Origin of the sequence: Aliinostoc sp. HNIBRCY26 (genome assembly GCF_050235535.1) — a bacterium.
Taxonomy (GTDB): Bacteria; Cyanobacteriota; Cyanobacteriia; order Cyanobacteriales; family Nostocaceae; genus Trichormus.
The window spans coordinates 4,462,917-4,489,415 of sequence record NZ_CP189852.1; the positions used below are offsets into that span (position 1 = coordinate 4,462,917).

The 26,499-nt window shown below is 42.5% G+C and carries 9 protein-coding genes and 2 pseudogenes; all 11 read right to left on the bottom strand.

All coding sequences use genetic code 11. The annotated features are described in order from the left end of the window. Positions 1 to 140: 140 nt before the first annotated feature. Positions 141 to 2,654, bottom strand: a complete 2,514-nt coding sequence (locus ACQFX9_RS19015) for a filamentous hemagglutinin N-terminal domain-containing protein (protein ID WP_427157679.1) — start codon at positions 2,652 to 2,654, stop codon at positions 141 to 143. A 79-nt stretch (positions 2,655 to 2,733) separates the two neighbouring features. Further along, complete coding sequence (locus tag ACQFX9_RS19020; protein WP_427162941.1) at positions 2,734 to 5,229, bottom strand: filamentous hemagglutinin N-terminal domain-containing protein; 2,496 nt, start codon at positions 5,227 to 5,229, stop codon at positions 2,734 to 2,736. 218 nt (positions 5,230 to 5,447) lie between these two features. Further along, complete coding sequence (locus ACQFX9_RS19025; protein ID WP_427157680.1) at positions 5,448 to 7,904, bottom strand: filamentous hemagglutinin N-terminal domain-containing protein; 2,457 nt, start codon at positions 7,902 to 7,904, stop codon at positions 5,448 to 5,450. Between the two features lie 65 nt (positions 7,905 to 7,969). Continuing rightward, complete coding sequence (locus ACQFX9_RS19030) at positions 7,970 to 10,483, bottom strand: filamentous hemagglutinin N-terminal domain-containing protein (RefSeq protein ID WP_427157682.1); 2,514 nt, start codon at positions 10,481 to 10,483, stop codon at positions 7,970 to 7,972. A gap of 104 nt (positions 10,484 to 10,587) precedes the next feature. Then, positions 10,588 to 10,968 (bottom strand): annotated as a pseudogene (locus ACQFX9_RS19035) (filamentous hemagglutinin); the annotation flags it as partial. Between the two features lie 174 nt (positions 10,969 to 11,142). Further along, complete coding sequence (locus ACQFX9_RS19040; RefSeq protein ID WP_427162942.1) at positions 11,143 to 13,581, bottom strand: filamentous hemagglutinin N-terminal domain-containing protein; 2,439 nt, start codon at positions 13,579 to 13,581, stop codon at positions 11,143 to 11,145. A gap of 68 nt (positions 13,582 to 13,649) precedes the next feature. Continuing rightward, on the bottom strand, positions 13,650 to 16,106 hold the full coding sequence (locus ACQFX9_RS19045) for a filamentous hemagglutinin N-terminal domain-containing protein (RefSeq protein ID WP_427157684.1): 2,457 nt from the start codon (positions 16,104 to 16,106) through the stop codon (positions 13,650 to 13,652). A gap of 74 nt (positions 16,107 to 16,180) precedes the next feature. Continuing rightward, on the bottom strand, positions 16,181 to 18,634 hold the full coding sequence (locus ACQFX9_RS19050; protein ID WP_427157686.1) for a filamentous hemagglutinin N-terminal domain-containing protein: 2,454 nt from the start codon (positions 18,632 to 18,634) through the stop codon (positions 16,181 to 16,183). 92 nt (positions 18,635 to 18,726) lie between these two features. Further along, entirely contained in the window at positions 18,727 to 21,210 is a 2,484-nt protein-coding gene (locus ACQFX9_RS19055) for a filamentous hemagglutinin N-terminal domain-containing protein (RefSeq protein ID WP_427157688.1), read from the bottom strand. Positions 21,211 to 21,270: 60 nt separating this feature from the next. Continuing rightward, positions 21,271 to 24,015 (bottom strand): filamentous hemagglutinin N-terminal domain-containing protein, encoded by a 2,745-nt coding sequence (locus tag ACQFX9_RS19060; RefSeq protein ID WP_427157689.1) that lies wholly within the window; start codon positions 24,013 to 24,015, stop codon positions 21,271 to 21,273. An 85-nt stretch (positions 24,016 to 24,100) separates the two neighbouring features. Next, positions 24,101 to 26,494, bottom strand: a pseudogene (locus ACQFX9_RS19065) (filamentous hemagglutinin N-terminal domain-containing protein); the annotation flags it as partial. Positions 26,495 to 26,499 lie beyond the last annotated feature (5 nt).

Below are 26,499 nucleotides of genomic sequence, written 5' to 3' on the forward strand. Positions count from 1 at the left end.
ATGTGTAATTTAGTTTGAAAGTGCTGAGTGCTGAGTGCTGAGTAAAAATCCAAATCCCCAGTCCCCAGTCCCTAATCCCCGACTGATCGTTGCAAAAATCAAGTCGCATTCCTATATAGATCAGCGTAAAAATCTTTTGTCTAGATTCCCTCTGACTTGCGACTGAATTTGTCATGATGGGGAGTCAAAGCTGCACAAGTTAATGATGGTTGTGTTTGAACATGGGAGTTATCTGCAACTAACTCAATTTTGCCGTGACGATTGCGATACCAAGAAGTAGCTTGCACAGGTACGTCTGGAGGTGTAGATATTTGGGATTGTAGTTGCGGTTGGTTTTGGAATGCAGAGATATTGCGGATATCTGACCAAGGGCGATCGCTCCTCACCTCTTGTGTGGGATTTTGCGGTATTCCTCCCCTTCCCGTAGCCACAAAACTACTACTATTAGTGTTAGAACAACCAGTAGCTATTTGTTGGGATGGATCAGTCACATTCTCCGGTAATTCCACTAAACCGGAATTCGGATCAATGCCCACATTATTAATTTGAACTGTACCACTGACACTAAATTGGGAACTAGCGGTAATGTCATTACTCAAAACTTCTCTAGGATTGAGAAGATTACGGTACTCCAAACCAATAATTCCCTGAGTTGTGATTTGAATATTGCCCCCCTTTCCTTGTACGGCGTTGGCAATGATGTCACTATTTTCTAGACCAATGACATTGGGAGAGTTAATATTAATATTGCCACCATTGCCATTACTACCAGCTTCGGCATTGATCAAGCTACCATGACGCATCAATAATACATCCCGCAGTTGCAGATTGATATTGCCTCCCTCTCCAGCTTTTTTAGATGCTAGAATACTTGCATTATTGTCAAGTTTGAGGATGTTGGCATTAATTTGCAGAGTGCCAGCCGTACCCAAACCAGTATTTTGAACAAAAACCGTTGCCCCATCAGTAATATTCAAAACGGGAGTGTTGATGGTGGTGTTACCTGCACTAGCACGGGAAACTTGGGCAAATGCACCAAAAGGACGCACAGCCGTACCGATATAGCTAGGATTGTCTGCATCCTTGACCCCACTTACATCAATCGATTCGGAAGCATTAATATTGAGTACACCAGCATTACCCAAAATTATGCTAGAAGCAGATACTCTCCCGCCAGCTTGCACTGACAATTTACGAGTATCAATCGCCAAATTTCCCGCGTTACCTGACCCAAATGTGGCAGTAGAGATGAGACTAAAATAAAAACCAGTAGGAGTTCCAGTGTTATCTACTTCAATAGTATCCGCCTTCACCGTCACATCACCCCCACTACCCAAACCATAGGGTCTGGCTGCTATATTTCCCCCAGCTAACACAGACAGCTTTTGAGTAGAGACAGAAATATTGCCGCCTTTCCCGCCTGCATAGGAAGCCGCTAATATTTGACTAACTGCTCGAAAAGCGGAAGAATCACCAGCTGCAAAACCATTAACCCGCGTTTCATCGGTGTTGACGATAATATTGCCCCCTGGTGCGCTGCTGAAAGTCCGGTTATAGATATACCCACCCTGATCAATATTCAATCGCGGAGCGTTAATGATAATATTCCCCGCCGCACCCAAGGCTGTACTTTCATTGACTAAACTGCTGGAACTTTGAAAATCAGGCGACTTGCCAATAATGTCTAAAGACTCTGAAGCATCGATGGCAATATTACCAGCCGTTTTGGGACTGCGATTTTGGATTAATATTAACGAGCCATCGCGGATACTGACTTGTTTCCCCTGGATATGGATAGATCCTCCACTTTCTCCATTGAAATCCCGTGTCGATGCTAAGGCTCGTTGGGTGATGTGAATATTACCAAAACTGGGAACTTGAGAATACTGGAAGGCAAATCCTTGCAAAGTAGAATTGAGAGTCACGTTGCCATTGGTAATGGCACCCAATTCTATTAGTCCTCCTGGTGCAGAGAGCAGTCCGCCATCTAAGGCAATATCTTGGCCTAATAACGCTAGTGTTTTTCCTGGTGGTAATTGTAGTCCTCTGGTATTGAGATTTAGTCCAGAAACTTGCAAGGAGTCACTTAATTGGGCATTATGTCCTGTACCTTGAACTGTAATCCCTCCTGGATTACTACCAAATTGCAGTCCAACAGGTACACTCATGGTTAACAAGGGAGATGTGTTGGTGTCTGTGCTACTAAATTTACTCCCATCTGCAAATGTAATAGTCTCAGCAGTTGTGCCGATAAATGATCCCCCAACATTTAAACGGGCATGAGAACCAAAAATTATCCCTGCGGGGTTGAGTAAAAACAGATTTGCACCGCCATTGGTTTGGATCAAACCATCAATTCGGGAAATATTATTTCCTGTGACTCTGCTGAAAATATTCTGAATATCAGCAGCATTTTGAAATGAGGCTGAACCATTGAGAGGAACGGAAAATCGATAGAAGCTGTGAAACAGGTTATTGCCAATACGGTTTCCATCATGAATTGCGTAATGTTGATTATCTGGGGAAACCACCCTAGTGTTAAAAGTTCCATCAGGAGTTACTTGTGCGCTAGCTGAATTACACAAAAGGAAGATTGTTCCTAATGGCAAGAGTATTCGACGTGCCAACACACCACGAAAGCCAGTGAAGCACATAGAAATCGCCTCTCTTAATAATTTCTTTACATAATTATTAAGATGCCCAAAAATTTAACTTTTGTAACGTATTAGACAATTAATCTTGGGGAATAGCTGTACAAGCCAAGGATGGTTGCACCTGAGTAAAAGATTGCTCGGCAACTAATTCTATTTTGCCTTGGGCGTTACGATGCCAGGATGTGGCTTGGATGAGGATTTGTGGCTGTGTTTGTGCTTGTATTTGCGGTTGGGTTGGGAATGCAGATATATCACGGACATCTGACCAAGTGCGATCGCTCCTCACTTCTTGATTAGGATTTTGCGGGACACCACCCCTACCTGTGGCCACAAAACTGCTAGCATTCGTACTTGCACAACCCGTAGCTATTTGCTGTGATGTATCTGTCAGATTCTCTGGTAATTCCACTAACCCCGAATTGGGATCAACACCGACGTTATTAATTTTGACTGTGCCATTGACACTAAATGCAGAACTGGCCGTGATGTCATTGGTGAGGTCTTCTCTTGGGGTCAGGGTATTGCGAAATACTAGACCGATAATGCCTTGAGTGGTGATGTTAATGTTGCCCCCACGACCTCCCACGGCATTAGCGATGATATCGCTATTTTCTAAGCCTAAAATAATTGGAGAACTGATGATGATATTACCACCGTTTCCCAAGCCTCCGGCTGTGGTTGAAATTTGACTACTCTGGCGTAATAATAGACCTGTCTGAACATCGAAGTTGATATTACCGCCATTCCCTGATGTTGTTAAAGCACTAATTCTGGAGCGATTGGCTAAATTTACCAGATCCGCAGTGATTTCTAGTTGTCCCCCTTGGCCGGTTTGGCGGTTTTCCACGGAAATGACAGCATTCTTGTCCATGTTTAGTGTCGAGGTATTAATCAACACAGACCCCGCATTACCCGTTGCTTTTTCAGGAAGTCCTAAAATCAGTCGGAGTATAGCTGGTGCAGCAGTCACACTAGAAGTGATCTGAGTATTAACAAAGTTGCTATTGGCAAGATTCAAGTCTAACTGTTGAGAATTCCTCATCTCAATGGAATCTTCAGCATTAATGATGATTTTACCCGCATCACCACTCGAAAAAGCCGTAGTAATAATAGCACCACCATTGTCAAGTATGAGTTTAGGTGTATTGACAGTGGTAGTACCGCCATCCCCTGCACCAAAGGAAGTGGAAACGATCGCACTATTAGATACAGGAGACGTTCCAGCCAAGTCAATCATCTTAGTTGCATTCACACTCACTTGACCTGCATCACCAGATCCTAAAGTTGTGGAGGTAATTTGTGCGCCACCTCGAACAGTTAGTGTGCCGGTTGAGAGATTCACTGAGCCAGCATTACCCTGATTAAAGGTTGTAGTGGCAAATGCACTCAAAGCAGAGGGGTCGAATGGTGAAGTCCCTGTGAGTTGAACCGCAAGTGGGGCATTAATGGTGACTGTACCACTAGAGGCCGCGCTGAAAGTGCTGGCAGTGACGATCCCACCATTTTGCAGCATGATTTGCGGCGCAGAAATATTGATGTCACCACCTTTTCCTAACCCCAAGGCTTGAGTTGCAATTTGGCTGGGGAGAATAGATGTAGCACCAATAATTGAGAGAGATTCACTACCGATGATTTGAATGTTTCCCCCAGGTTGCTGACCAAGATTCTGTCCAGCAATTAATGAACCATCTTGCAAGGTAATATTTCCGCCATTTAACTGCACAGAACCTGCATTGATACCACTCACATTGACCAATGAGCCAGTGCGGAGTTGAATATCCCCAAATTCTGTCGTGGGACTTGTACTAACACTTGCAAGTTGATTGTTTTGTCCTAGCAACCATTGTCCATTACTTAACGCCCCTAACTCTACCTTGCCAGAGTTGGCGATCAGTAAACCACCGTCTAGAGTGATGTTACTCCCAACTAAAGACAGGGTATTGCCAGATTTTACCTGTAACCCTGTAGTTGGTGTGGTGATGTTAAGTAAGGAAATCCCCCTACGTGTGACATTATTGCTATTACCTGAACCTTCAACCCGAATATCTCCTGAACTTACCCCCATCTGTAAACCGATGGGTACACTCACAGTTAATAATGTGCTTGCCGTCGGGTTAACAGCACTAAATTCTGTCCCATCAGCAAACTTAATACTATTGGCTGTTGTTCCCACAAAGGAACCACCAATATTTAATGAGGCATCTTTGCCAAATACAATCCCTGCCGGATTGATTAAAAATAAACTGACTGGATAATTTCCCTGATAAGTTTGAATTAATCCATCAATTTGGGAAATACTCCCACCAGTCACCCTGCTAAATATGGTTGTAATATTTGGTGTGTGAGTTAAATCAAAGGTTGCTGAAGTACCTTTAGGTAAGGAAAAGTTACTGAAGCTGTGAAATAAATTCTGACCTTTTTCTGTACCATGAGTAATTTGAAAATTACTGCCATCAGGTTTGACATTGGTATTAGTGCCACTATGATCTGGTGTCACTTCAGCTGAAGCCTCTGGGATTATGCCAAGAGTAAATAACCCACTAACTAAGAGAAATACAAAGGGTAAGACTCTCATCACCAAAAATTTCCTTGATCTAGTTATCAAGTTAGTTTTCCCTTTTAGGGCATGAATGATTAACTTTGAGGTCAAGTCGCTTCGCTCCAATTCAAAATTCAAAATTCAAAATTCAAAATTAAAGACAATTAGCGGGGGCTTGAAACCCAGAATTAATTCAAAATAATTTGCTTTCTTCATTTTGCATTTTGCATTTTGCATTTTGAATTCAAAAAAGGTCAAGCCGGAGTACAAGTTAGGTATAGTTGCGTTTGAATGAAAGATTGCTCTGCCACTAACTCAATTTTGCCCTGAGCATTACGATGCCAAGAAGTAGCTTGGATGGGTATTTGTAGTTGTGTTGGTGTTTTTGCTTGTACTGGAGGGGTGTTTGAGAATGCAGATAGATTGCGGATGTCAGACCAAGTGCGATCGCTCCTCACTTCGCGATTGGGATTTTGCGGTACACCGCCCCTACCTGTGGCGACAAAACTACTACCGTTAGTATCTGCACATCCACTGGTAATTTTTTGGGATGAATCAGTCAAATTTGTTGGTAATGCCACTAACCCAGAATTGGGGTCAACACCCACAGTATTGACTTGGACTGTACCATTCACACCAAACTCTGAACTAGCTGTAATATCATTGTTTGGGCTGACTTGCGAACTGTATTCTAAGCCAATCATGCCTTGAGTGGTGATGTTAATATTGCCACCTCTACCTCGAACAGCATTAGCGATGATGTCGCTGTTTTCTAAACTGAAAATAATCGGTGCATTGATACTGATATTACCGCCATTACCCGTACCTGATGCTGTAGTTGTAATGTTAGTGCGATCGCGCATGAAAAGCGAGTTTTTGACCTGCAAACTAATATCACCACCGTTACCTGATTCTGTCTGCGCCTGAATTAAGGCTTGATTTTTCAATTGGATCTGATCGGCAATAATTTGCAGATTTCCCGCGTTCCCAGTCCCTTGATTGGTCACACTGACGGTTCCACCATCTGTAAGTGTGAGTTTGGGTGTCGTAATACTGACATTACCTGCATTTGCTGTCAGTATATCTGGCAAACCAAAGAATTGACGTATTTCTGGACTGTAACGCACTACAGAAGAGCTAATATTACTGTTATTACTGCTACCACGACCACTAATAGCGATCGCCTCACTAGCGTTGATTTGGACATTGCCGCCATTACCTACAAATAATGCCGATGAACCAATGATGCCACCATTTAATATCTGCAAGTTCCCAGTATCTAATCTCAAATCTTTGGCATTGCCATCAGCAAAGGTAGTCATACCAATATTGCTAGACAGCCCAAAAGGGTTTTCACCCCTAATGGTAGTATTTTGATTGCGAATCATTACCTGACCAGTGGAGCCACTACCAAACGTCACCGATGATAATGTAGCTCCCTCAGAGATGATTAAATTATTCCCATTAACTGCGATATCTCCTGCCGAGCCTTTTCCAAAGGTACTAGTGGTAATGGCTGTCGCTCCGGTAGGATTGAGGGGTGAAAAACCTGATACCTCGATATCTGCTGCTTGAATCTGGATGTTACCGCCCTTGGCTGTTACAAAAGTTAAATTACCTATTGCTGAACCTTCTTGGGCTGTCAACCGAGGAGTCATAATACTGATCTTGGCACTAGCTCCAGTTCCCAAAGCTTCCGCACGAATTCCACTGCGAATTTTTGCATCGGGTGTAGTCCCAATCATCGCGATCGCTGCTGATGCTTGCACATTAATATTTCCACTGGGAAGAATGCCGTAATTCTGGGAGAAAATTAACGAACCATCAGTAAATTCTATATTTCTTCCCTGGAGTTGGACTGCGCCTGAGTTAAACCCACTTACATCTAATAGTGACTTTTGTGCCAGTTGAATATCAGCAAAACTTTGTCCCTGCTCATATTCCAATTGATAACCCTGAGTAATTGGTACTAAACTAACTAATCCTGAGCCTCCCAGACTTCCTAATTCTATGTGACCCGTTGCTGCACTCAGGGTAGCACCATCCAAAGTGATATTTCCACCCACCAATGCTAAGGTTTTTCCTGACTGTACTTGTAATTGAGTGGAGCTAGGATTGCGAATTACAGGAGAAAAACTATCGGTTGCATCTAGGCTATGTCCTGTCCCTTGGACTTGTATAGGTGCAGGATGATTGCCCATTTGCAAGCCAATGGGTACAGTCATTGTTAATAAGGGTTGAGCGGCGGGATTTACCGCACTAAATTCTGTTCCCTCAGCAAATTTAATACTATTAGCTGTAGTTGCGACAAATGAACCACCAATATTTAAGCTAGCATTTGCACCCAAAATAATCCCAGATGGGTTGAGTAAGAATAAGTTGGCACTACCATTGGCACTGATAGAACCATCTATTTTGGAAATATTACCACCAGTCACTCGACTAAAAATATTTTGAATACCTATAGGATTGTTAAATAATACAGAATCATCTGTAGGGATAGAGAACTCACTGAAACTATGAAATAAATTATTGCCGACATGAGTACCGTTGGTGATGGTGTAAATATTACTTCCGTTTATAGAATGAGTGGGAGTAACAGAAGTATTCAGGGTATTATCTTGAATCACTTGGGCGTGAACATCATGGTTGTAAATCGCAGATAAGCAGATTACACTTAGCACTCCCAACCAGACAAAAGTTAATTTCATTAATCCACTTATTGTTTTTTATTCCATATTTATCTTGCCCACAAGAGTAGATTTTTTAACGGTAGTTAATTTCCAACTACAGCTGCACAGGTCAATGTTGGTGATATCTGCGAAGCAGATTTAGCGACAATTAATTCAATTTTTCCTTGAGGGTTAAGTCGCCAGGAAGTAGCTTGGACAAGTGTTTCTGAGGATTGTGGTATTTGGGCTTGTGTGGGTTTTGTGGTGTGGAAAGCAGAGATGTCACGGGTATCAGACCAAGGGCGATCGCTCCTCATTTGTTGTGTCGGATTTTGTGGTACACCACCTCGTCCCGTAGCGACAAAACTACTACCAGTATCAGCAGAACAACCACTAGCTATTTGCTGCGATTGATCAGTCATATTCTCTGGTAATTCCACTAAACCCGAATTGGTGTCAACGCCGATGTTATTGATTTGCACACTACCGTTAACATTGAATTGGGAACTGGCTGTGATGTCATTGGTGAGGTCTTCTCTTGGGGTGAGAGTATTACGAAATTCTAGACTGATAATGCCTTGAGTAGTGATGTTAATATTACCTCCACGACCTCCTACGGCATTAGCAATGATGTCGCTATTTTCTAAGCCTAAAATTATGGGAGAATTAATCGCAATATTTCCACCATTTCCCGTACCTTGAGCTTCGGTATTAATCAAACTCGAATTGCGGAGCATTAATAAATTTTCGGTTTGTAAGTCAATATTTCCACCTCCACCTGACCGCGTTGCGGCTGTAATTTGTCCTTGGTTATCTAAATAAATTTCTCTGGCTTGGATATTTAAGTTCCCCGCATTTCCAGTTCCTAAATGTGCGACTGTCACCGCAGCATTGTCATTAATTTTGAGTATGGGTGTATTAATTTCTATATTGCCTGAGTCTCCATTTGGTGATGCTGAAGCACCAAACAAAATTTGCAGTTCCGGTGGTAAGGCTTGAGCATTGGAACTAATTGTACTTTTTAATAATTCCTCTGCACCTTGAATAGAACCACTAACTTCTATAGAATTTGCAGCATTAATGACAATCTCTCCTGCTTTACCACTACCTCTAGTTGATGCTAAAATTTGCCCGCCGCCATTGATTGTTAATCTTGCCGTATTGATGCGTAAATTACCAGCATCACCTGCCACAATGCTTTCAGCTGTAATACCACTAGGAAGAGCTAACCCAGGAATATCCATGTTGATAAATATGGAATCAGTAGCATTAATCGTTAAGTCTCCACCATTCCCACTAGCAAAAGTTGTTGTAGTAATAATTCCCCCATTATCAGCAACTAAATTGCCTGTAGATATCAGTAAATCACCTGCTTGACCATCAGCAAAAGTGCTTGAAGTAATCCCACTAGCAGCTAATGGATTAAGTGGAGAAATTCCAGATAATGTGAGGGTGTTTGCAACATCAACAATCAAATTTCCACCCCTGGCGGGACTATATGTTTGATTGAGAATGACACCACCATTACTTAATAAGGCTTGGTCAGCTTGAATAGAAATTTTCCCTCCTGGAGCAGAACCTAAAACTTGACCGATAACACCACTACTTATATCACCACTTGGTGTAGTGCCATTTATAGTTAAATTACTAGCAGCATCAATAGAAATATTTCCACTTGGTAAAAATCCAAAGTTGCGTAGCAGTAGTAAAGATCCATCTTGAATATTCAGATTATTTCCTTGTACCTGAATAGAACCACCACCTAATCCACTAGCATCAACTAGGGATTGTTTTGATAAGTGAATATTTTGGAAATTCTGCACTGTATTATAAGCAAATTCCCATCCTTTTAATGATGTGTTGAGAGAAATTTCTGCATTTTTAACACTCCCTAATTCTAAATGTCCATCTGCTGCGGTTAATATCCCGCCATTTAAGGTAATATCACCACCAATTAGGGCTAATGTTTGTCCTGGTTGCACATTCAGACCCATGTCCTCTATTGTGCCTAAAATCGGAAAAAATATGAGGGGTCTATTTAATGGATGTCCTCCTCCCTCGACTGTTATACCTCCTGGATTCTGCCCCATCTGTAAACCAATGGGTACACTCACGGTTAATAATGTGGTTGATGTTGGATTAACAGCACTAAATTCCGTTCCATCGGCAAACTTAATACTATTGGCCGTTGTTCCTACAAATGAACCACCAATATTCAATGAGGCGTTTTTGCCAAATACAATCCCCGCCGGGTTGAGTAAAAATAAGCTGGCAGATGGATTATTAACTACGCTAATTGTGCCATCAATATGGGATACATTCCCACCAGTCACCCGACTAAATATAGTTGTAACATTTGGTGTGTTTTTTAAATCAAACCGTGCCTCAATACCTTGAGGCACAGAGAAATAACTGAAACTATGAAATAAATTATTACCTTCTTGTCTGCCGTTGAGAATTTCCACAACATTATTGCTTGGATTCACAAGGGTTCTAGTAGTGTCATCTGATCTCACCTGAGCCAAGGCGGGTAAGCCACAACACACACTGTATAATACTATACTTGATTTAGTAAGGGCATTCAGTTTCTCGCTTGTGGCTGGGCAGATCCCTCTCATGGCACTAATCCTCTATGCAATAGTATTAGGATGCCCACCTTGAAAGTTGGCATAACATATATGACAGCACGCTGATCAATGACCCACTTCCACTAACAGCACTACTAAATTCTTTCAGAAGCAACATTAGTGCAACTTAAAGATGGTTGTAGATAGCTGGGTTGAGTGGCTACTAACTCAATCTTGCCATCAAGGCGACGATGCCAAGAAGTAGCTTGGATGGGGATTTGTGTCTGTGTTAGTGTTTGAGCTTGTGTTGGTTTTGTGGTGTGGAACGCAGAGAGGTCACGGGTATCAGACCAAGGGCGATCGCTCCTCACTCCCTGCGTCGGATTTTGTGGTATTCCTCCCCTTCCTGTGGCGACAAAACTACTACCAGTATTAGCAGAAAAACCACTAGCTATTTGCTGCGATTGATCAGTCACATTTCCCGGTAATTCCACTAAACCCGAATTGGGGTCAACACCAACGTTGTTAATTTCCACAAGTCTTGAGGGTATTATCTTGGATTACTTGGGCGTGAACACTGTTGTTGTAAACAGCAGATAAGAAGATTACACTCAACACACCCAACCAGACAAAAGTTAATTTCATGAATCTATTTCTTGTGTTATATTCCATATTTACTTTTCCCAAAAGCACAAACTCTTTAACAGTAATTAATTTTCGGCTGCAGCCGCACAGATTAAGGCTGGTGGTATCGGCGAGTTGGTATTAGTTGCAACAAGCTCAATTTTGCCTTGAGGGTTACGTCGCCAGGAAGTAGCTTGGACAAGTGTTTCTGAGGATTGCGGTGTTTGGGCTGGTGTTGGTTTTGTGGTGTGGAATGCAGAGATATCGCGAATATCAGACCAAGTGCGATCGCTCCTCACTTGTTGTGTCGGATTTTGTGGCACTCCACCCCTACCTGTAGCGACAAAACTACTACGATTAGTATCTGCACAGCCACTAGCAATTTTTTGGGATGAATCAGTAAAATTTGTTGGTAATGCCACTAAAGCCGAATTTGGCTCTACACCGACTGTATTGACTTGTACTGTACCATTCACCCCAAATTCTGAACTGGCTGTAATGTTATTTTCTGATGTCAGATGCGAACCGTATTCTAAACCAATAATTCCCTGAGTGGTAATGTTAATATTGCCACCTTGACCTCGTACAGCATTAGCGGTGATATCGCTGTCTTCTAAGCCGACAATGGTGGGTGAATTAATCTTAATATTACCGCCATTACCCATCACACCTGCGGTGGTTGTAATTTTACTGCGATCGCGGATTAACAGCGAGTCGCTGACTTGCAAGCTGATATCACCGCCATTACCTGATTCTGTTTGCGCTTGAATTAAGGCTTGATTTTTCAATTGGATCTGATCGGCAATAATTTGCACATTTCCGGCGTTCCCAGTCCCTTGACTAGTCACACTGACTGTTCCACCATTTGTGAGTGTGAGTTTTGGTGTGGTAATACTAACACTACCTGCATTAGCCGTCAGTATATTGGGCAAACCAAAGAATTGACGTAATTGCGGACTTAAACGCACAACAGAAGAATTGATATTACTATTATTATTGCTACTGCTACCACTAATAGCGATCGCTTCACTAGCATTGACTTGGACATTACCACCATTACCGATAAAGAATGCCGATGAACCAATCGTTCCGCCATTCAATATTTGCAAGTTCCCAGTATCTAATCTCAAATCTTTGGCATTGCCATTGGCAAATGTAGTGATACTGATATTGCTATACAATCCAGAAGGATTTTCACCCGTGACGGTGGTATTTTGATTTTGGACTATCACCTGACCACTAGAGCCACTACCAAACGTCACCGATGATAAGGAAGCTCCCCCAGAGAGTAATAAATTATTCCCATTCACCAAAACATCACCAGCCGAACCTTTTCCATAGGTACTAGTGGTAATGGATGTCACTCCAGTAGGATTGAGGGGTGAAAAACCTGATACTTCTATATCTGCTGCTTGAATCTGGATGTTACCACCGTTAGCAGTTCCATAGGTTAAAGCATTAATTCCTGAACCTTTTTGGAGTGTGAGGCGGGGAGTGATCATACTGATATTGGCACTAGATCCAGTTCCCCAGGCTTCCGCACGAATCCAACTGCGAATTTTCCCATCGGGTGTAGTTCCAATCATCGCGATCGCTGCTGATGCTTGTACATTAATATTTCCACTGGGAAGAGTGCCGTAATTCTGGGAGAAAATTAACGAACCATCAGTAAATTCTATATTTCTTCCCTGGAGTTGGACTGCGCCTGAGTTAAACCCACTCACATCTAATAGTGACTTTTGTGCTAGTTGAATATCAGCAAAACTTTGTCCCTGCTCATATTCCAATTGATAACCCTGAGTAATTGGTACTAAACTAACTAATCCTGAACCTCCCAGACTCCCTAATTCTATGTGACCCGTTGCTGCACTTAGGGTAGCACCATCCAAAGTGATATTGCCACCCACCAATGCTAAGGTTTTTCCTGACTGTACTTGTAGTTTAGTCAGGCTAGGATTGCGAATTATGGGAGAAAAAGTATTGTTGGTATTGAGGCTATGTCCTGTCCCTTGGACTTGTATCGGTGCGGGATGATTGCCCATTTGCAAACCAATGGGTACAGTCATTGTTAATAAAGGTTGAGTAGCAGGATTGACAGCACTAAATTCTGTTCCCTCGACAAATTTAATGCTATTGGCTGTTGTCGCTACAAAGGAACCACTAATATTTAAACTGGCGGTTTTGCCAAAAATTATCCCAGATGGGTTGAGTAAGAATAAATTAGCATTGGCATTGATAGCACCATCAATATAAGAAACATTATTGCCAGTAATGCGACTAAAAATATTTTGGATCTGAGAACTATGGCTGAAGGTGACAGAACCATCGCTAGGAACCGAGAAGCTGCTAAAGCTATGGAACAAATTATTACCAACGCTAGTACCGTCGGTGACAATGTAATTCTGGCTTCCAGACACCTTGGTATTGAGAGTGCTATCAGGTGTTACTTGTGCCTGAACACTACTGTTAATAGCTGATATGTAAATGGCACAAATTAAACCCAAGCCTGCAACAGTTACCTTCATCAACTCATCTCGAAATTTTATATATGTAATATATTGTTCCCAGATGAGAGTCTGAATACGATCAATCATTAACTTTGAGAAATAGCAGCACAGGTTAATGTTGTTGGCACTGGAACGGGAGATTGATCAGCAATTAATTCAACTTTACCTTGAGCATTACGATGCCAGGAAGTAGCTTGGATGGGAATTTGCGGTTGTGTGGGTGTTTGTGCTTGAATTTGTGGTGTGTTGTGGAATGCAGTCAGATTGCGGATATCTGACCAAGTGCGATCGCTCCTAATTTCCTGAATAGGATTTTGCGGTATGCCACCCCGTCCCGTCGCTATAAAACTACTACCATTAGCATTGGAACAGCCTGTAGCAATTTGTTGGGATGGATCAGTAACATTGGCTGGTAATTCTATTAAACCAGAATTGGGATCTACACCGATAGTATGAACCTGCACTGTACCATTGACTCCGAACTGGGAACTGGCTGTGATGTTACTTTCTAAGGTCAATTGGGAACTATATTCCAGACCAAAAATACCTTGAGTGTTAATTTCAATATTTCCACCTTTGCCATTGACAGCATTAGCAATAATATCGCTGTTTTCTAAACCAAAGATGATGGGTGAATTAATGATGATATTGCCACTATTGCCTTTACCACCAGCTTCGGCATTAATGAAACTGCCGCGACGCATCAGCAAGCTTTCACTCAGTTGCAGGTTGATATTACCCCCTTCGCCGACTTTTGTAGATGCTGCAAGACTAGCATTGTTGTCAAGATATATGGTATCTGCGTTAATTGTTAAAGTGCCTGCATCACCTAGAACTTGGTTTTGGGTAAAAACTTTTCCCTGGTTGCGAACTGTTAATTTAGGAGTATTGATGGTGACACTACCAGCTTTGGCAGTAGAGTTGCTGTTACCGTTACTTCCCACAAAAAATAAACGAGAGATCGCTCCAATATAGCTGGGATTTTCTGGGTCTTTAATGCCATTTACATCGATTGACTCCGAGGCGTTGATCGTCAGATTGCCAGCGTTGCCAAAACTCACAGTCGAAACTGAAACTAAACCCCCATCTTGAATAGACAATTTGCGGGTATCAAGTTGAAGATTGCCGGCATTCCCCGCACCAAAAGTATTAGCCGATAACAGACTAATTAAATAAGACCCTGGGAGGGTATTCAAACTTGAAACCTCAACAGTATCAGCGCTGATTTTGGCATTGCCACCATTGCCACTAGAGAAGCTTCTAGTACCAACATTACCACCACCGAAAATTGTCAGGCGATCAGTAGAGAGTAATAAATCTCCACCTTGACCTTTACCATAAGTTGCAGCCATCAGCACACCAAATATCGGAGCAATAGAAGGATTCCCCGGTTGAATACCACCCACTGATACTTCACTAGCTTTGACTACAACATCACCACTAGGTGCTGAACTATAAGTACGATTCAGAACGAGCGCACCTCGATCAATGTGGAGTTTTGGGGTAGTAATGACAATATTTCCGGCTGAACCTACTTGTAGAGTCTCACTGACGATTCCACTGGAAGTTTTAAAGTCTGGGGACATCCCCATCACTTGCAGCGATTCTGTGGCATTGATGGTAATATCACCCGCAGTTTGGCTACCTAGATTTTGTACTACTAGTAAAGCACCATCTTCAAGGTTGATCTGTTTTCCTTGGACTTGAATTGATCCTGGAGTGGTTCCACGCGCAGAGGCTACAGCACGGTGGCTCATATGAATATCACCAAGGCTATAGTTTGCGTCAGGATAGTTCAGGGTTAAGGCTTGAGGAGTTAAATTGATGTCGATATCGCCTTGAGTAATGCTTCCTAACTCAATGCGTCCTCCTGGTGCAGCCAGAAAACTACCATTGAGGACAAGATTTCCACCCACCAAAGCTAGTGTTTTTCCAGATCGCACCTGTAACCCATTGGCACTGGTTAATCCCGAAATAGGAGATGTGCCATTTAATATCTGATTGTTCCCTGTTCCCTCAACAGAAATTTTTCCCGGATTACCACCAAACTGTAACCCAATTGGTACATTCATAGTCAACAGAGGAGTTGCATTGGTATTAATCCCACTGAATTCTGTCCCATCGCTAAATTTAATACTATCGGCTGTCGTTCCTACAAACGACCCACCAATACTTAATCTGGCATTAGAGCCAAAGATAATTCCATTGGGATTGAGCAAAAATAAATTGGCACTACCATTAGCTTGAATTAAACCATCAATCTGAGAAATACTACCACCAGTGACACGACTAAAAATATTTTGGATATCGGAAGCATTGTCGAAGAAAGCAGAGCCATTGGTGGGAATTGAGAATTGCTGGAAACTGTGAAACAGATTATTGCCGACACGGTGGCCATTAGTGATCGTGAAATGTTCTGAACCTGGGGAGACATTTGTCCCAAGAGAACTATCGGGAATGACTTGAGCTTTAACACCACTGCTGCCAACCAAGCTTATGACAATTCCGCCGATTACACCAAAGATCGTAAAAGTTACTTTCATCAACCTATTTCCACTGTCTACCCTATAAGTAGTATTCCCAAAAAATGATTTTGCTAACCTTTTTGGATGTGTAACTAACTTTTGGAAATTGCTGCACAAGTTAAGGATAGTTGCGTCTGAGTAGAAGATTGATCTGCAACTAACTCAACTTTACCCTGAGCATTACGATGCCAAGAAGTGGCTTGGATAGTGACTTGTGGCTGTGTTGATGTTGGTGTTTGTGCTTGTACTGAAGTGGTGTTTCGTAATGCAGATATACTGCGGATATCTGACCAAGAGCGATCGCTCTTCACTTCCTGCATAGGATTTTGCGGTATACCACCCCTACCTGTGGCGATAAAACTACTACTACTCGTATCAGCACAACCTGTAGCAATTTGTTGGGACGAGTCGCTGACATTCTCCGGTAATTCCACTAAACCGGAATTAGGGTCAACACCAACTGTATTGACTTGCACTGTACCACTGATCCCAAATTGCGAACTAGCGGTAATATCACTTTCGAGAGTTTCGCCATCACGATATTTCACACCAAAAATCCCTTGAGTCCCAATGGTAATATTCCCACCCCGTCCTTGAAATGCACTGGCAATAATGTCACTGTTACCTGTTGCCACAATCAAGGGAGCATTTAACTTAATATCTCCCCCATTTCCCATTTCACCGGCGGTTGCAGTAATCCTGCTTTGATTTTGCAGCAATAGAACATCTCCCACATAGAGGTCAATATTTCCGCCTTCTCCCGCTTTAGTGGATGCCGAAATACTCCCTTGATTACTTAAAGTTAATCGATTAGCTTGGATAGTTAGTTTTCCGGCATCGCCTAACACTTGGTTAGCGACAAAAACAGTTCCACTATTGCGAATATTCAGAGTTGGTGTGTTAATTGTGACTTGACCCGCGTTAGCCTGAGAATCAGGAATTGGTCTGACATCATATATTCTGGCGACAGCACCAATGTAACTTGGATTACTGCTATTTTTAACACCGCTTACATCAATGGACTCAGAAGCATTGATCAAAAGATTACCTGCATTACCTCGATGTAAAGCAGATACCGAAACAACCCCCCCGTCTTGAATTGAGAGGGTACGAGTATCGAGATCAAGATTGCCGGCATTACCAGCACCTAATGAATTAGCCGAGATCAAACTCACTAAACTGGGGTCATCCCCTGTACCAAAACTTGATACCCGAACCGCATCAGCTTTAACAAACGCATTTCCTCCAGACCCTGTGCTAAATACTCTTGTCCCAACATAGCCTCCACCAACTACGGTTAAATTTTGGGAGTTGAGAAGCAAATTTCCCCCTTGCCCAGAGCCATAGGTTGCAGCTACCAGCACAGCAGATATAGGCACAGGAGCAGTTTTACTTCCAGGAAGAATCCCACCTACCAAAATGTTGTCAGCGTTGACCGTAATGCTACCACCTGGAGCAGCCGTAAAGTTGCGCGTCACAACATACCCACCTTGATCGATTGTTAGATTGGGTGTTGTGAGTATAATATTTCCCCCAGCACCTCTGCCAAGTGTTTCATTTATTAATCCACTGGAGCTTTGAAAATCCGACGACATTCCCAGTATATTCACGGATTCTGTCGCTGTTACCTTGATATCCCCAGCTTGTTGACTCCCCAGATTCTGCACAGCCACAATTGAACCGTCACTCAAACTCACTTGCTTCCCTTGTAACTGCACTGCTCCCGAACTTAACCCCTGCACAGATGCTAAGGATCGCTGTGTCATCTGCACATTACCAAAGCTGGTGGCATTCGGATAACTCAGAGACAATCCCTGAGAATTGGAAGTCAAGGTGACAGTGCCATCTGTCACACCGCCTAATTCAATTCTGCCTCCTGGAGCGACTACCACACCGCCATCTAGAGCAACATTCCCTCCAACTAACGCCAAGGTCTTACCAGGAAGCACCCGTAACCCATTATTCCCCGTTAAGCCAGATACAATTGAAAAACCACTCAAGACTGTTGCTCGTCCTGCTCCTTGCAATCCAATGTTGCCGGAATTGTTCCCCATTTGCAAACCAACAGGTGTCATCATCGTCAGCAAGGGCGGATTGCTAGGATTCACCGCACTAAATTCTACTCCATCGGCAAAATTAATACTATTGGCTGTTGTGCCGACAAAAGAACCGCCAATATTTAACCTGGCATTTTGCCCAAACATGATACCGGCTGGGTTGAGTAAGAATAAATTGGCACTTCCATTCGCACTGATTACACCATCTATGCGGGAAATATCACCACCAGTTACCCGACTAAATATATTTTGAATATCAACCGCATTTTGAAATGATGCCGAGCCGTTGTTGGGAATTGAGAATTGGGTGAAACTATGGAATAAATTATTACCAACACGAGTGCCGTTAGTAATGATGTAATTATTAGTACCGCTTACAGAAGTATTGAGGGTGTGATCGGGTGTTACTTGCGCCTGTACATGAATGTTGCTAATAACTAAGATGTAAATTGCACCAAGTAAGCTGAGGTTAGCTAAAGTTACTTTCATCACTGTCTTTGTCAATCATTTACCTTGTGTCTATTTTTCCCCAGGTAAATTTTGATATTGAGGTGGCAGTGTAATTTTACGATGAGTTTTTTTCAGCTTTGATTAACAGCAGCACAAGTTAATGATGGTTGAAAATTCACAGCAGATTTATCGGCAATTAATTCAATTTGTCCTTGGGAATTACGATGCCAAGATGTAGCTTGAATAGGGATTGGTGGATGTGTGGGTGTTTGTGCTTGGATTTGCGTTGTTGTTTGGAATGCAGAGATATTGCGGATATCTGACCAAGTGCGATCGCTCCTTACATCTTGACTAGGATTTTTTGGCACGCCACCCCGTCCTGTGGCGATAAAACTACTATTATTAGTGTTAGAACAACCAGTAGCTATTTGTTGGGATGGATCAGTCACATTCTCCGGTAATTCCACTAAACCGGAATTCGGATCAATGCCCACATTATTAATTTGAACTGTACCACTGACACTAAATTGGGAACTAGCGGTAATGTCATTACTCAAAACTTCTCTAGGATTGAGAAGATTACGGTACTCCAAACCAATAATTCCCTGAGTTGTGATTTGAATATTGCCCCCCTTTCCTTGTACGGCGTTGGCAATGATGTCACTATTTTCTAGACCAATGACATTGGGAGAGTTAATATTAATATTGCCACCATTGCCATTACTACCAGCTTCGGCATTGATCAAGCTACCATGACGCATCAATAATACATCCCGCAGTTGTAGGTTGATGTTACCGCCTTCGTCTATTCTTGTATTGGCTAAAAGGTTGCCACCATTCTTGAGTGTCAGGGTATTAGCATTGATGAGCAGATTACCAGCTGTACCAGAGCCAGTATTTTTGACAAGAATCATCGCCCCATCAGAAACGTTCACAATGGGTGCGTTAATTGTAGTGTTCCCTGCATTAGCACGGGAAATCTTTTCATACGGAGCAAGTGGAATAACCGCACTACCAATAAAACTGGAAGAATCTCCAGGTTTCCTACCACTCACATCAATCGATTCTGAAGCATTGATAGTCAGTGAACCTGCATTTCCTAAAACTAAGCTCGAAGTCGATACTCTACCACCACCTTGCACAGACAGTCTACGGGTGTCAATATTCAAAATTCCAGCATCCCCAGTCCCGAATGAGGAAGCCGAAATTACGCTATGGTACAGACCTCTTGGTGCATCTGCACCTAATACCTGAATGGTATCTGCCTTGATATTGACATTGCCGCCATTACCTGAAGAATGAAGTCTAGCTGTTATGTTGGCTCCGCCTGAAACAGATAAATCTTGCGTAACAATAGAAATATCTCCGCCTTTTCCTGCGCCAAAAGGGCTAGCTGTTATCTGGCTAACGGCTCCAAAACGAGCAAAATCGTTCGGTGCAAACTCATTGACATTGAGTGCAAAACCACTAACATTTATTGTGTCGCTATTGATAATAATGTTGCCCCCAAAAGCATCGCTAAATGTGCGGTTGATTATGTAACCAGCTTGAGCAATATTTAACTTCGGGGTATTAACGATAATATCTCCTGCTGCCGCAGCAGATACGGTGTCATTGACTAAACTGCTAGAACTTTTAAAATCAGGTGATTTACCGATGATATTCAATGATTCTGTAGCATTAACCACAATATCACCAGCCGTTTGCTTACTCCGATTCTGAACAAATACCAAAGAACCATCACTGATGCTTACCTGCTTTCCTTGAATGCGGATTGCTCCGCTATTTCCTTGATTGACTAAATTGATATCGTCTGTCGATACTAACGCTAATTTGCTCAGGGTAATATTACCAAAATCCCCAGTGTGGGGATAACTCAGGGTAAATCCTTGAGTAGTGGAATTGAGTGTCACACTGCCATTACTGATGCTACCCAGTTCTATTTGTCCTCCTGGTGCAGAGACTAAACCGCCATCCAAGGCAATATTTCCACCTACTAATGCTAGGGTTTTGCCAGATTGTAGCTCTAATCCTCTGTTGAGTTCAGATACTTGAGAAGTTGTACTAACACGGCCATTGTGTCCGCTTCCTTGAATGGTAATTGTTCCTGCATTGCTGCCAAGTTGTAATCCTACAGGCACGCGCATTGTTAACAATGGCGGCATATCGAGGTTATCTGTATTAAATTCCGTGCCATCAGCAAATTTAATGCTACTGGCAGTTGTACCGACAAATGAACCACCAATATTTAACCTGGCATTTTGCCCAAACATGATGCCGACTGGGTTGAGTAAGAATAAATTGGCACTCCCATTGGCACTGATAGAACCGTCAATTTGGGAAGCATTACCACCTGTTACCCGACTAAAAATATTTTGAATATCAACCGCATTTTGAAATGATGCCGAGCCGTTGTTGGGAACTGAGAATTGGCTGAAGCTATGAAATAAGTTATTACCAACACGAGTGCCGTTGGTAATGATGTAATTATTAGTACCACTCACATTAGTTTTGAGGGTGTGATCTGCATTTACCTGTGCATTAACACCATTGTTGTACACAGCAGATATACAGATGGCTCCTATAAAACCAAAACCAACAATCTGGAATTTCATAAACTCATGTCTGATTTCTCGTACGTATTTATGATTCCCATTTAGGTGCGTTTTATAACACTAATTTGTGGATACAGCAGAACAGGTTAATGCTCTTTGTGTCTGGGTAGAAGATTGATTGGCAACTAATTCTATTTTGCCTTGGGCGTTACGATGCCAAGATGTAGCTTGGATGGGGATTTGTGGCTGTGTGGTTGTTTGGGATTGTACTTGCTGTTGGTTTTGGAATGCAGATATACTGCGGATATCAGACCAAGTGCGATCGCTCCTCACTTCCTGCATGGGATTTTGTGGTATACCACCCCTGCCTGTGGCGATAAAACTACTACCACTCGTATCAGCACATCCACTGGCTATTTGTTTGGATTGGTCAGTGAAATTGGCAGGTAACTCTAATAAACCTGCATTGGGATCAACACCAACTGTATTGACTTGCACCGTACCACTTAGCCCAAATTGCGAACTGGCAGTAATATCACTATTGGGTGTGAGTTGGTCACGGAATTGCAACCCTAAAAGACCTTGAGTGGTAATTAGAATGTTACCGCCTCGTCCTAAAACGGCATTAGCAGCAATATCACTATTTTCTGTGGGGACAGCAATAATTGACTCTGCACTAATATTAATATTGCCACCAGTGGAAGCACCACGAGCATTAGTCACAATACTACTACCGCGTCTGAGGAGGACAAAGTCACTAGCATTGAGTCGGATGTTACCGCGACTACCTCCATTCACTTCGGCTCGTAAACTACCGCCATTATCTAGAAATATCTGACGAGCATTAATATTTAAGTTACCTGCATCTCCAGAGCCAAGATTGCTCACTGTAATTTCTGCCCCATCGCGCACACTCAATTGGCTAGCATTAATATTAACTGACCGAGCAGAAAAACTATTAGCGGCGGATGCTGTGATACTACTAGGCAGTATACGACCGTCTCTTAAAGGTTCAGAACGACCCTGTACATCAATATCATTAACCCGTAAATTCACACTACCAGCAGATCCTTTACCTGAGCTAGATGAAGTAATCTGACCTCCTTGGAACACGCGTAAGCGTTCAGCTCGTAGATTAATATTGCCACCATTCCCAACCGCATTTTTATTCACTGCCACAGTAATACCACTAACTGTATTACTAAAACTATCGAGCTTTGGCTTACTGACTTCTACATTTTGAGCTTGAATCACTATATTCCCAGCATTGCCAGTACCTGATAGCTCACTAGCAATAGCTCCACCATCTGTGACACGCAAATTTCCTGTGTTAATAGTAATATTACCAGCTTCACCTTGAGCAAAAGCTTGAATTGAACTTATGATAGCACCAGTTAATCCCCCAGCCGTAGTTCCATTAATTTCTAGAGACTCCCTAGCTTGAATAAAGATATCTCCAGAATTACCAACAGTGATTGAGTCTAAACCAGGAATTGGGAAACCTATTATACTGGCACTAATACGTCCACCGTTCAGCAGACGAACTTGATTAGCTTCAATGGTGATAGTACCGCTATTATTTCTTTTGCCACTATTAACTAAGGTGGTAATAGCACTAGGTCGAAAATTAGCAACTCCAGTAAAAGGATTGGGAAATGGGTTATACCCACTCACTTCCACGTCCTTAGCAAAAACGGTAATGTTGCCTGTAGTAGCATCGTTGATGGGAGTAAAGCTGAAATTCGAGAAATCGAAGGTAAAACCATTGTTGATAGATTGCAACCATGCTCCATTCTGAATCCGTAAACTCTCTGTCTCGATAGTAATATCTCCCGCCTTTGCGCCACTTCCAGATACAGTAGTGAATAATCCAGGGGTGTCATAATTTTGTGGATCTGACACTCCCAACAAATCAATAAATTCCGTGGTTTTAACGGTGATTCCTTGTCCTTGTCCAGACGCTCCTGTAGTCGAAGCAATGCTCGAACCTTCCTGAAGTGTTAAACCGCGTCCACGGATGTTAATAGCTCCGCCATTTTTTCCACTGGTATTGATATATGAGGCTTGTCTGAGGGAAATCAGTCCCCAGTCAGCCGTCGTTGGGCTAGTTAGTTGCAATTGTGCTTGATTATTCAATCCCACCTCTGCGTTCTGCAATGCCCACAATTCCACTCTGCCGTCTGGATTGGCAATGCTACTCTGATTAATATCAATTTCACTACCTACTAGGGCGACGGTTTGAGCCTTAAAACTTTGTGCGGGGCGATTTGAGAAATTGAGTGCGGGTGTGCCTTCGGTGCGAATTTTGCCAGCATTACTGCCTAATTGTAGCCCCACAGGTACATTCATGGTTAATAAGGGTGGTGTGGTGGCTTGGGTGGCATCAAACTTAAAGCCATCAGCGAATCTAATACTGTCGGCAGTAGTAGCTACAAATGACCCACTGATATTGAGACTGGCTTGAGATCCAAAAACTATCCCACTAGGATTGAGAAGAAACAGACTAACAGGGTTGCTGCCTGCTGGAATAATCTGAATTTTGCCATCAATCTGAGAAATGTTACCACCAGTTACTCGACTAAATATGTTTGTAATATTTGTTGTATTGCTTAAATCAAATGTTGCCGAACCACCATTAGGAACGGAAAATTCACTAAAACTGTGAAATAAATTACTGCCTGCTCGACTACCATCAGTAATGGTAAATTGCTTTCCATCTTGGGTGACTTTGGTATTGAGGCTATTATCTGGAGTGATTTGAGCATGAGCATAGCCATTCCACAACAAGATGAATACCGATGGTAGTAGCATGATTCCTGGTAAGATGCGAGTCACAACATCTAAGTATACAGATAGTGTTTTCATTCTATAGTCTCGATTTATACCCAGCTTATTATGCCCAGAATGCTCTAATTTTGAACATTTGTGATGAGAAAATATTTGTCAGCAATTATTTTTGAGAAATGGCAGCACAGGTTAACGGTGATAGGTTGGGTGTAATAGATGAAATGGCGACTAGTTCCACTTTACCTTGAGCGTTACGATGCCAAGAAGTGGCTTGGATGGGGATTTGGGGCTGTGTGGGTGTTTGTGTTTGGATTGGTGGTGTGTTTGGGAATGCAGAGATGTCACGAATATCTGACCAAGTGCGATCGCTCCTCACTTCTTGAGTAGGATTTTCTGGTATGCCACCCCTACCTGTAGCAATAAAACTACTACCACTCGTATCAGCACATCCACTAGCGATTTGCTGTGATTGGTCAGTCACATTCTCAGGTAATTCTACTAAACCGGAATTCGGATCAACACCGATTGTATTGACTTGCACCGTACCATTTAGCCCAAATTGGGAACTGGCAGTAATATCACTATTGGGTGTGAGATGGTCTCCAAATTGCAATCCGAAAATACCTTGCGTGGTGATTTGGATATTACCACCGCTTCCTAGTACCGCATTAGCCGAAATATCGCTGTTTTCCGTGGGTACTGCCACAATCGAACCAGCATTGATATTAATGTTGCCCCCTGTAGAAGCACCATGAGCATCGGTAATAATATGACTGCCGCGTCGCAATAACAATGTATCACTTGCCAAAAGGGCGATGTTGCCATAATTACCACCATTCACTTCGGCTCGCAGTTTGGCTCCATTATCTAGGAAGAGATTACGGGCGTTAATATTGAGATTACCTGCATCTCCAGTGCCAGAATTGCTGACTGTAATTTCTGCGCTGTCACGAATACTTAAACTATCAGTCGTGATATTCACCGATCCTGCCGCAAAGTTTGTGATTGAGGATGCGGTAATTGTACTCTTGAGATATTGCTCTCTAACTAAAGTTGGGGAGACACCTTGCACATCAATGTTTTTTACCTGTAGGTTGATATTGCCCGCAGTGCCTTGACCTTGGCTGGATGAGGTGATTTGTCCACCGTTAAATACACGTAAACTGTCTGCTGTTAAGTTAATTGTCCCACCTGAACCAACAGCACCATTGCCTATAGAAGCTGTAATACCCGTAATACTTTGACTATATCCATCAATTACCGGATCGCTAACTTGTATATCCTTAGCTCGAATATTAATGCTCCCAGCTGTACCATTTGCTCCTGGTATTTGTAGTTCTAAGAATGCTTTAGAGCCTGCTAGCTCACTAGTAATTGCTCCACCACTAGACACAACCAAACTACCTGTATCTATAGTAATTTGTCCTCCTTGACCTGTGGTACCAGCTTCCATCGAACTGAGAACAGCACTGGATATACCTCCACCGTAAGTGCCATTATAAAAACTAACTCCTCGAATCTCTAAACTCTGGTCAGCTTGAATAGAAACTTTTCCAACTTGACCATTCCCCCCTAAAATGCTGCTGCTGATACGACCACCATTGAGTAAGCGAATCCGTTGAGCATCAACAGTAACTTGTCCACTCTGATTGTTGCTCCCAGCAACAATTAAACTGCCGATTGTATCTACAATATATCCAGTCAAATTTTCGTATCCTACTAGATTTACATCAGCAGCACGAACAGTAACATCTCCCGTTCTAGAGTTATTGCCAGAGGTAACAGATTGAAGCCAGCTACCATTGGCTAACTGTAAGCGTCTGGTTTCAATAGTGACATCACCTGCTCGTCCTGTTGCTATTGGCCCCGGAAGTGCTAATACTCCAAATGTATTGCCGACGGAAGTTTTGATACCAGGAAATAATGGTTGATTTGGAGCAGAAGTGCCTAAAAGATTGACAAAATCTGTTGTGTTAATAGTAATGCCCTTACCTTGCCCAGCAAGGGTAGTAGAACTAATATTAGAACCATCCTGCACAGTCAACCCGCGTCCACGGATATTAATTGCTCCTCCGTTAATTCCACTTGCATCGATTAAGGAAACTTGCTGGAGTGTAATTGTTCCCCAGTTTGCAGTATCCGCAGAACTCGTTATTTCCCAAGGTGTTTGGTTGTTTATTGCTACCTGAGCATTTTGTACTGCCCATAACTCAATCTTCCCATCGGAGGCAGAGATATTGGCACTATCCACATTGATCTGACTACCTACCAAGGCTAAAGTCTGATTTGGAACTAACGACAGTGTGGGCGTTCTTAACAAGGAGTTGGTTGTGATTAGCCCTTGCACAGTAATAGAACCAGCATTACTGCCTAATTGTAGACCCACAGGTACACTCATGGTTAATAAGGGTGGTGTGGTGGCTTGGGTGGCATCAAACTTAAAGCCGTCAGCGAATCTAATACTGTCGGCAGTAGTAGCTACAAATGACCCACTTATATTGAGACTGGCTTGAGATCCAAAAACTATCCCACTAGGATTGAGAAGAAACAGACTAATACCAA

What these genes read in the sequence shown, in the direction of transcription:
- ACQFX9_RS19015 (WP_427157679.1), bottom strand. Translation starts at nt 2,654, where the DNA reads ATGTGCTTCACTGGCTTTCGTGGTGTGTTGGCACGTCGAATACTCTTG.
- ACQFX9_RS19020 (WP_427162941.1), bottom strand. Translation starts at nt 5,229, where the DNA reads ATGAGAGTCTTACCCTTTGTATTTCTCTTAGTTAGTGGGTTATTTACT.
- ACQFX9_RS19025 (WP_427157680.1), bottom strand. Translation starts at nt 7,904, where the DNA reads ATGAAATTAACTTTTGTCTGGTTGGGAGTGCTAAGTGTAATCTGCTTA.
- ACQFX9_RS19030 (WP_427157682.1), bottom strand. Translation starts at nt 10,483, where the DNA reads ATGAGAGGGATCTGCCCAGCCACAAGCGAGAAACTGAATGCCCTTACT.
- ACQFX9_RS19040 (WP_427162942.1), bottom strand. Translation starts at nt 13,581, where the DNA reads ATGAAGGTAACTGTTGCAGGCTTGGGTTTAATTTGTGCCATTTACATA.
- ACQFX9_RS19045 (WP_427157684.1), bottom strand. Translation starts at nt 16,106, where the DNA reads ATGAAAGTAACTTTTACGATCTTTGGTGTAATCGGCGGAATTGTCATA.
- ACQFX9_RS19050 (WP_427157686.1), bottom strand. Translation starts at nt 18,634, where the DNA reads ATGAAAGTAACTTTAGCTAACCTCAGCTTACTTGGTGCAATTTACATC.
- ACQFX9_RS19055 (WP_427157688.1), bottom strand. Translation starts at nt 21,210, where the DNA reads ATGAAATTCCAGATTGTTGGTTTTGGTTTTATAGGAGCCATCTGTATA.
- ACQFX9_RS19060 (WP_427157689.1), bottom strand. Translation starts at nt 24,015, where the DNA reads ATGAAAACACTATCTGTATACTTAGATGTTGTGACTCGCATCTTACCA.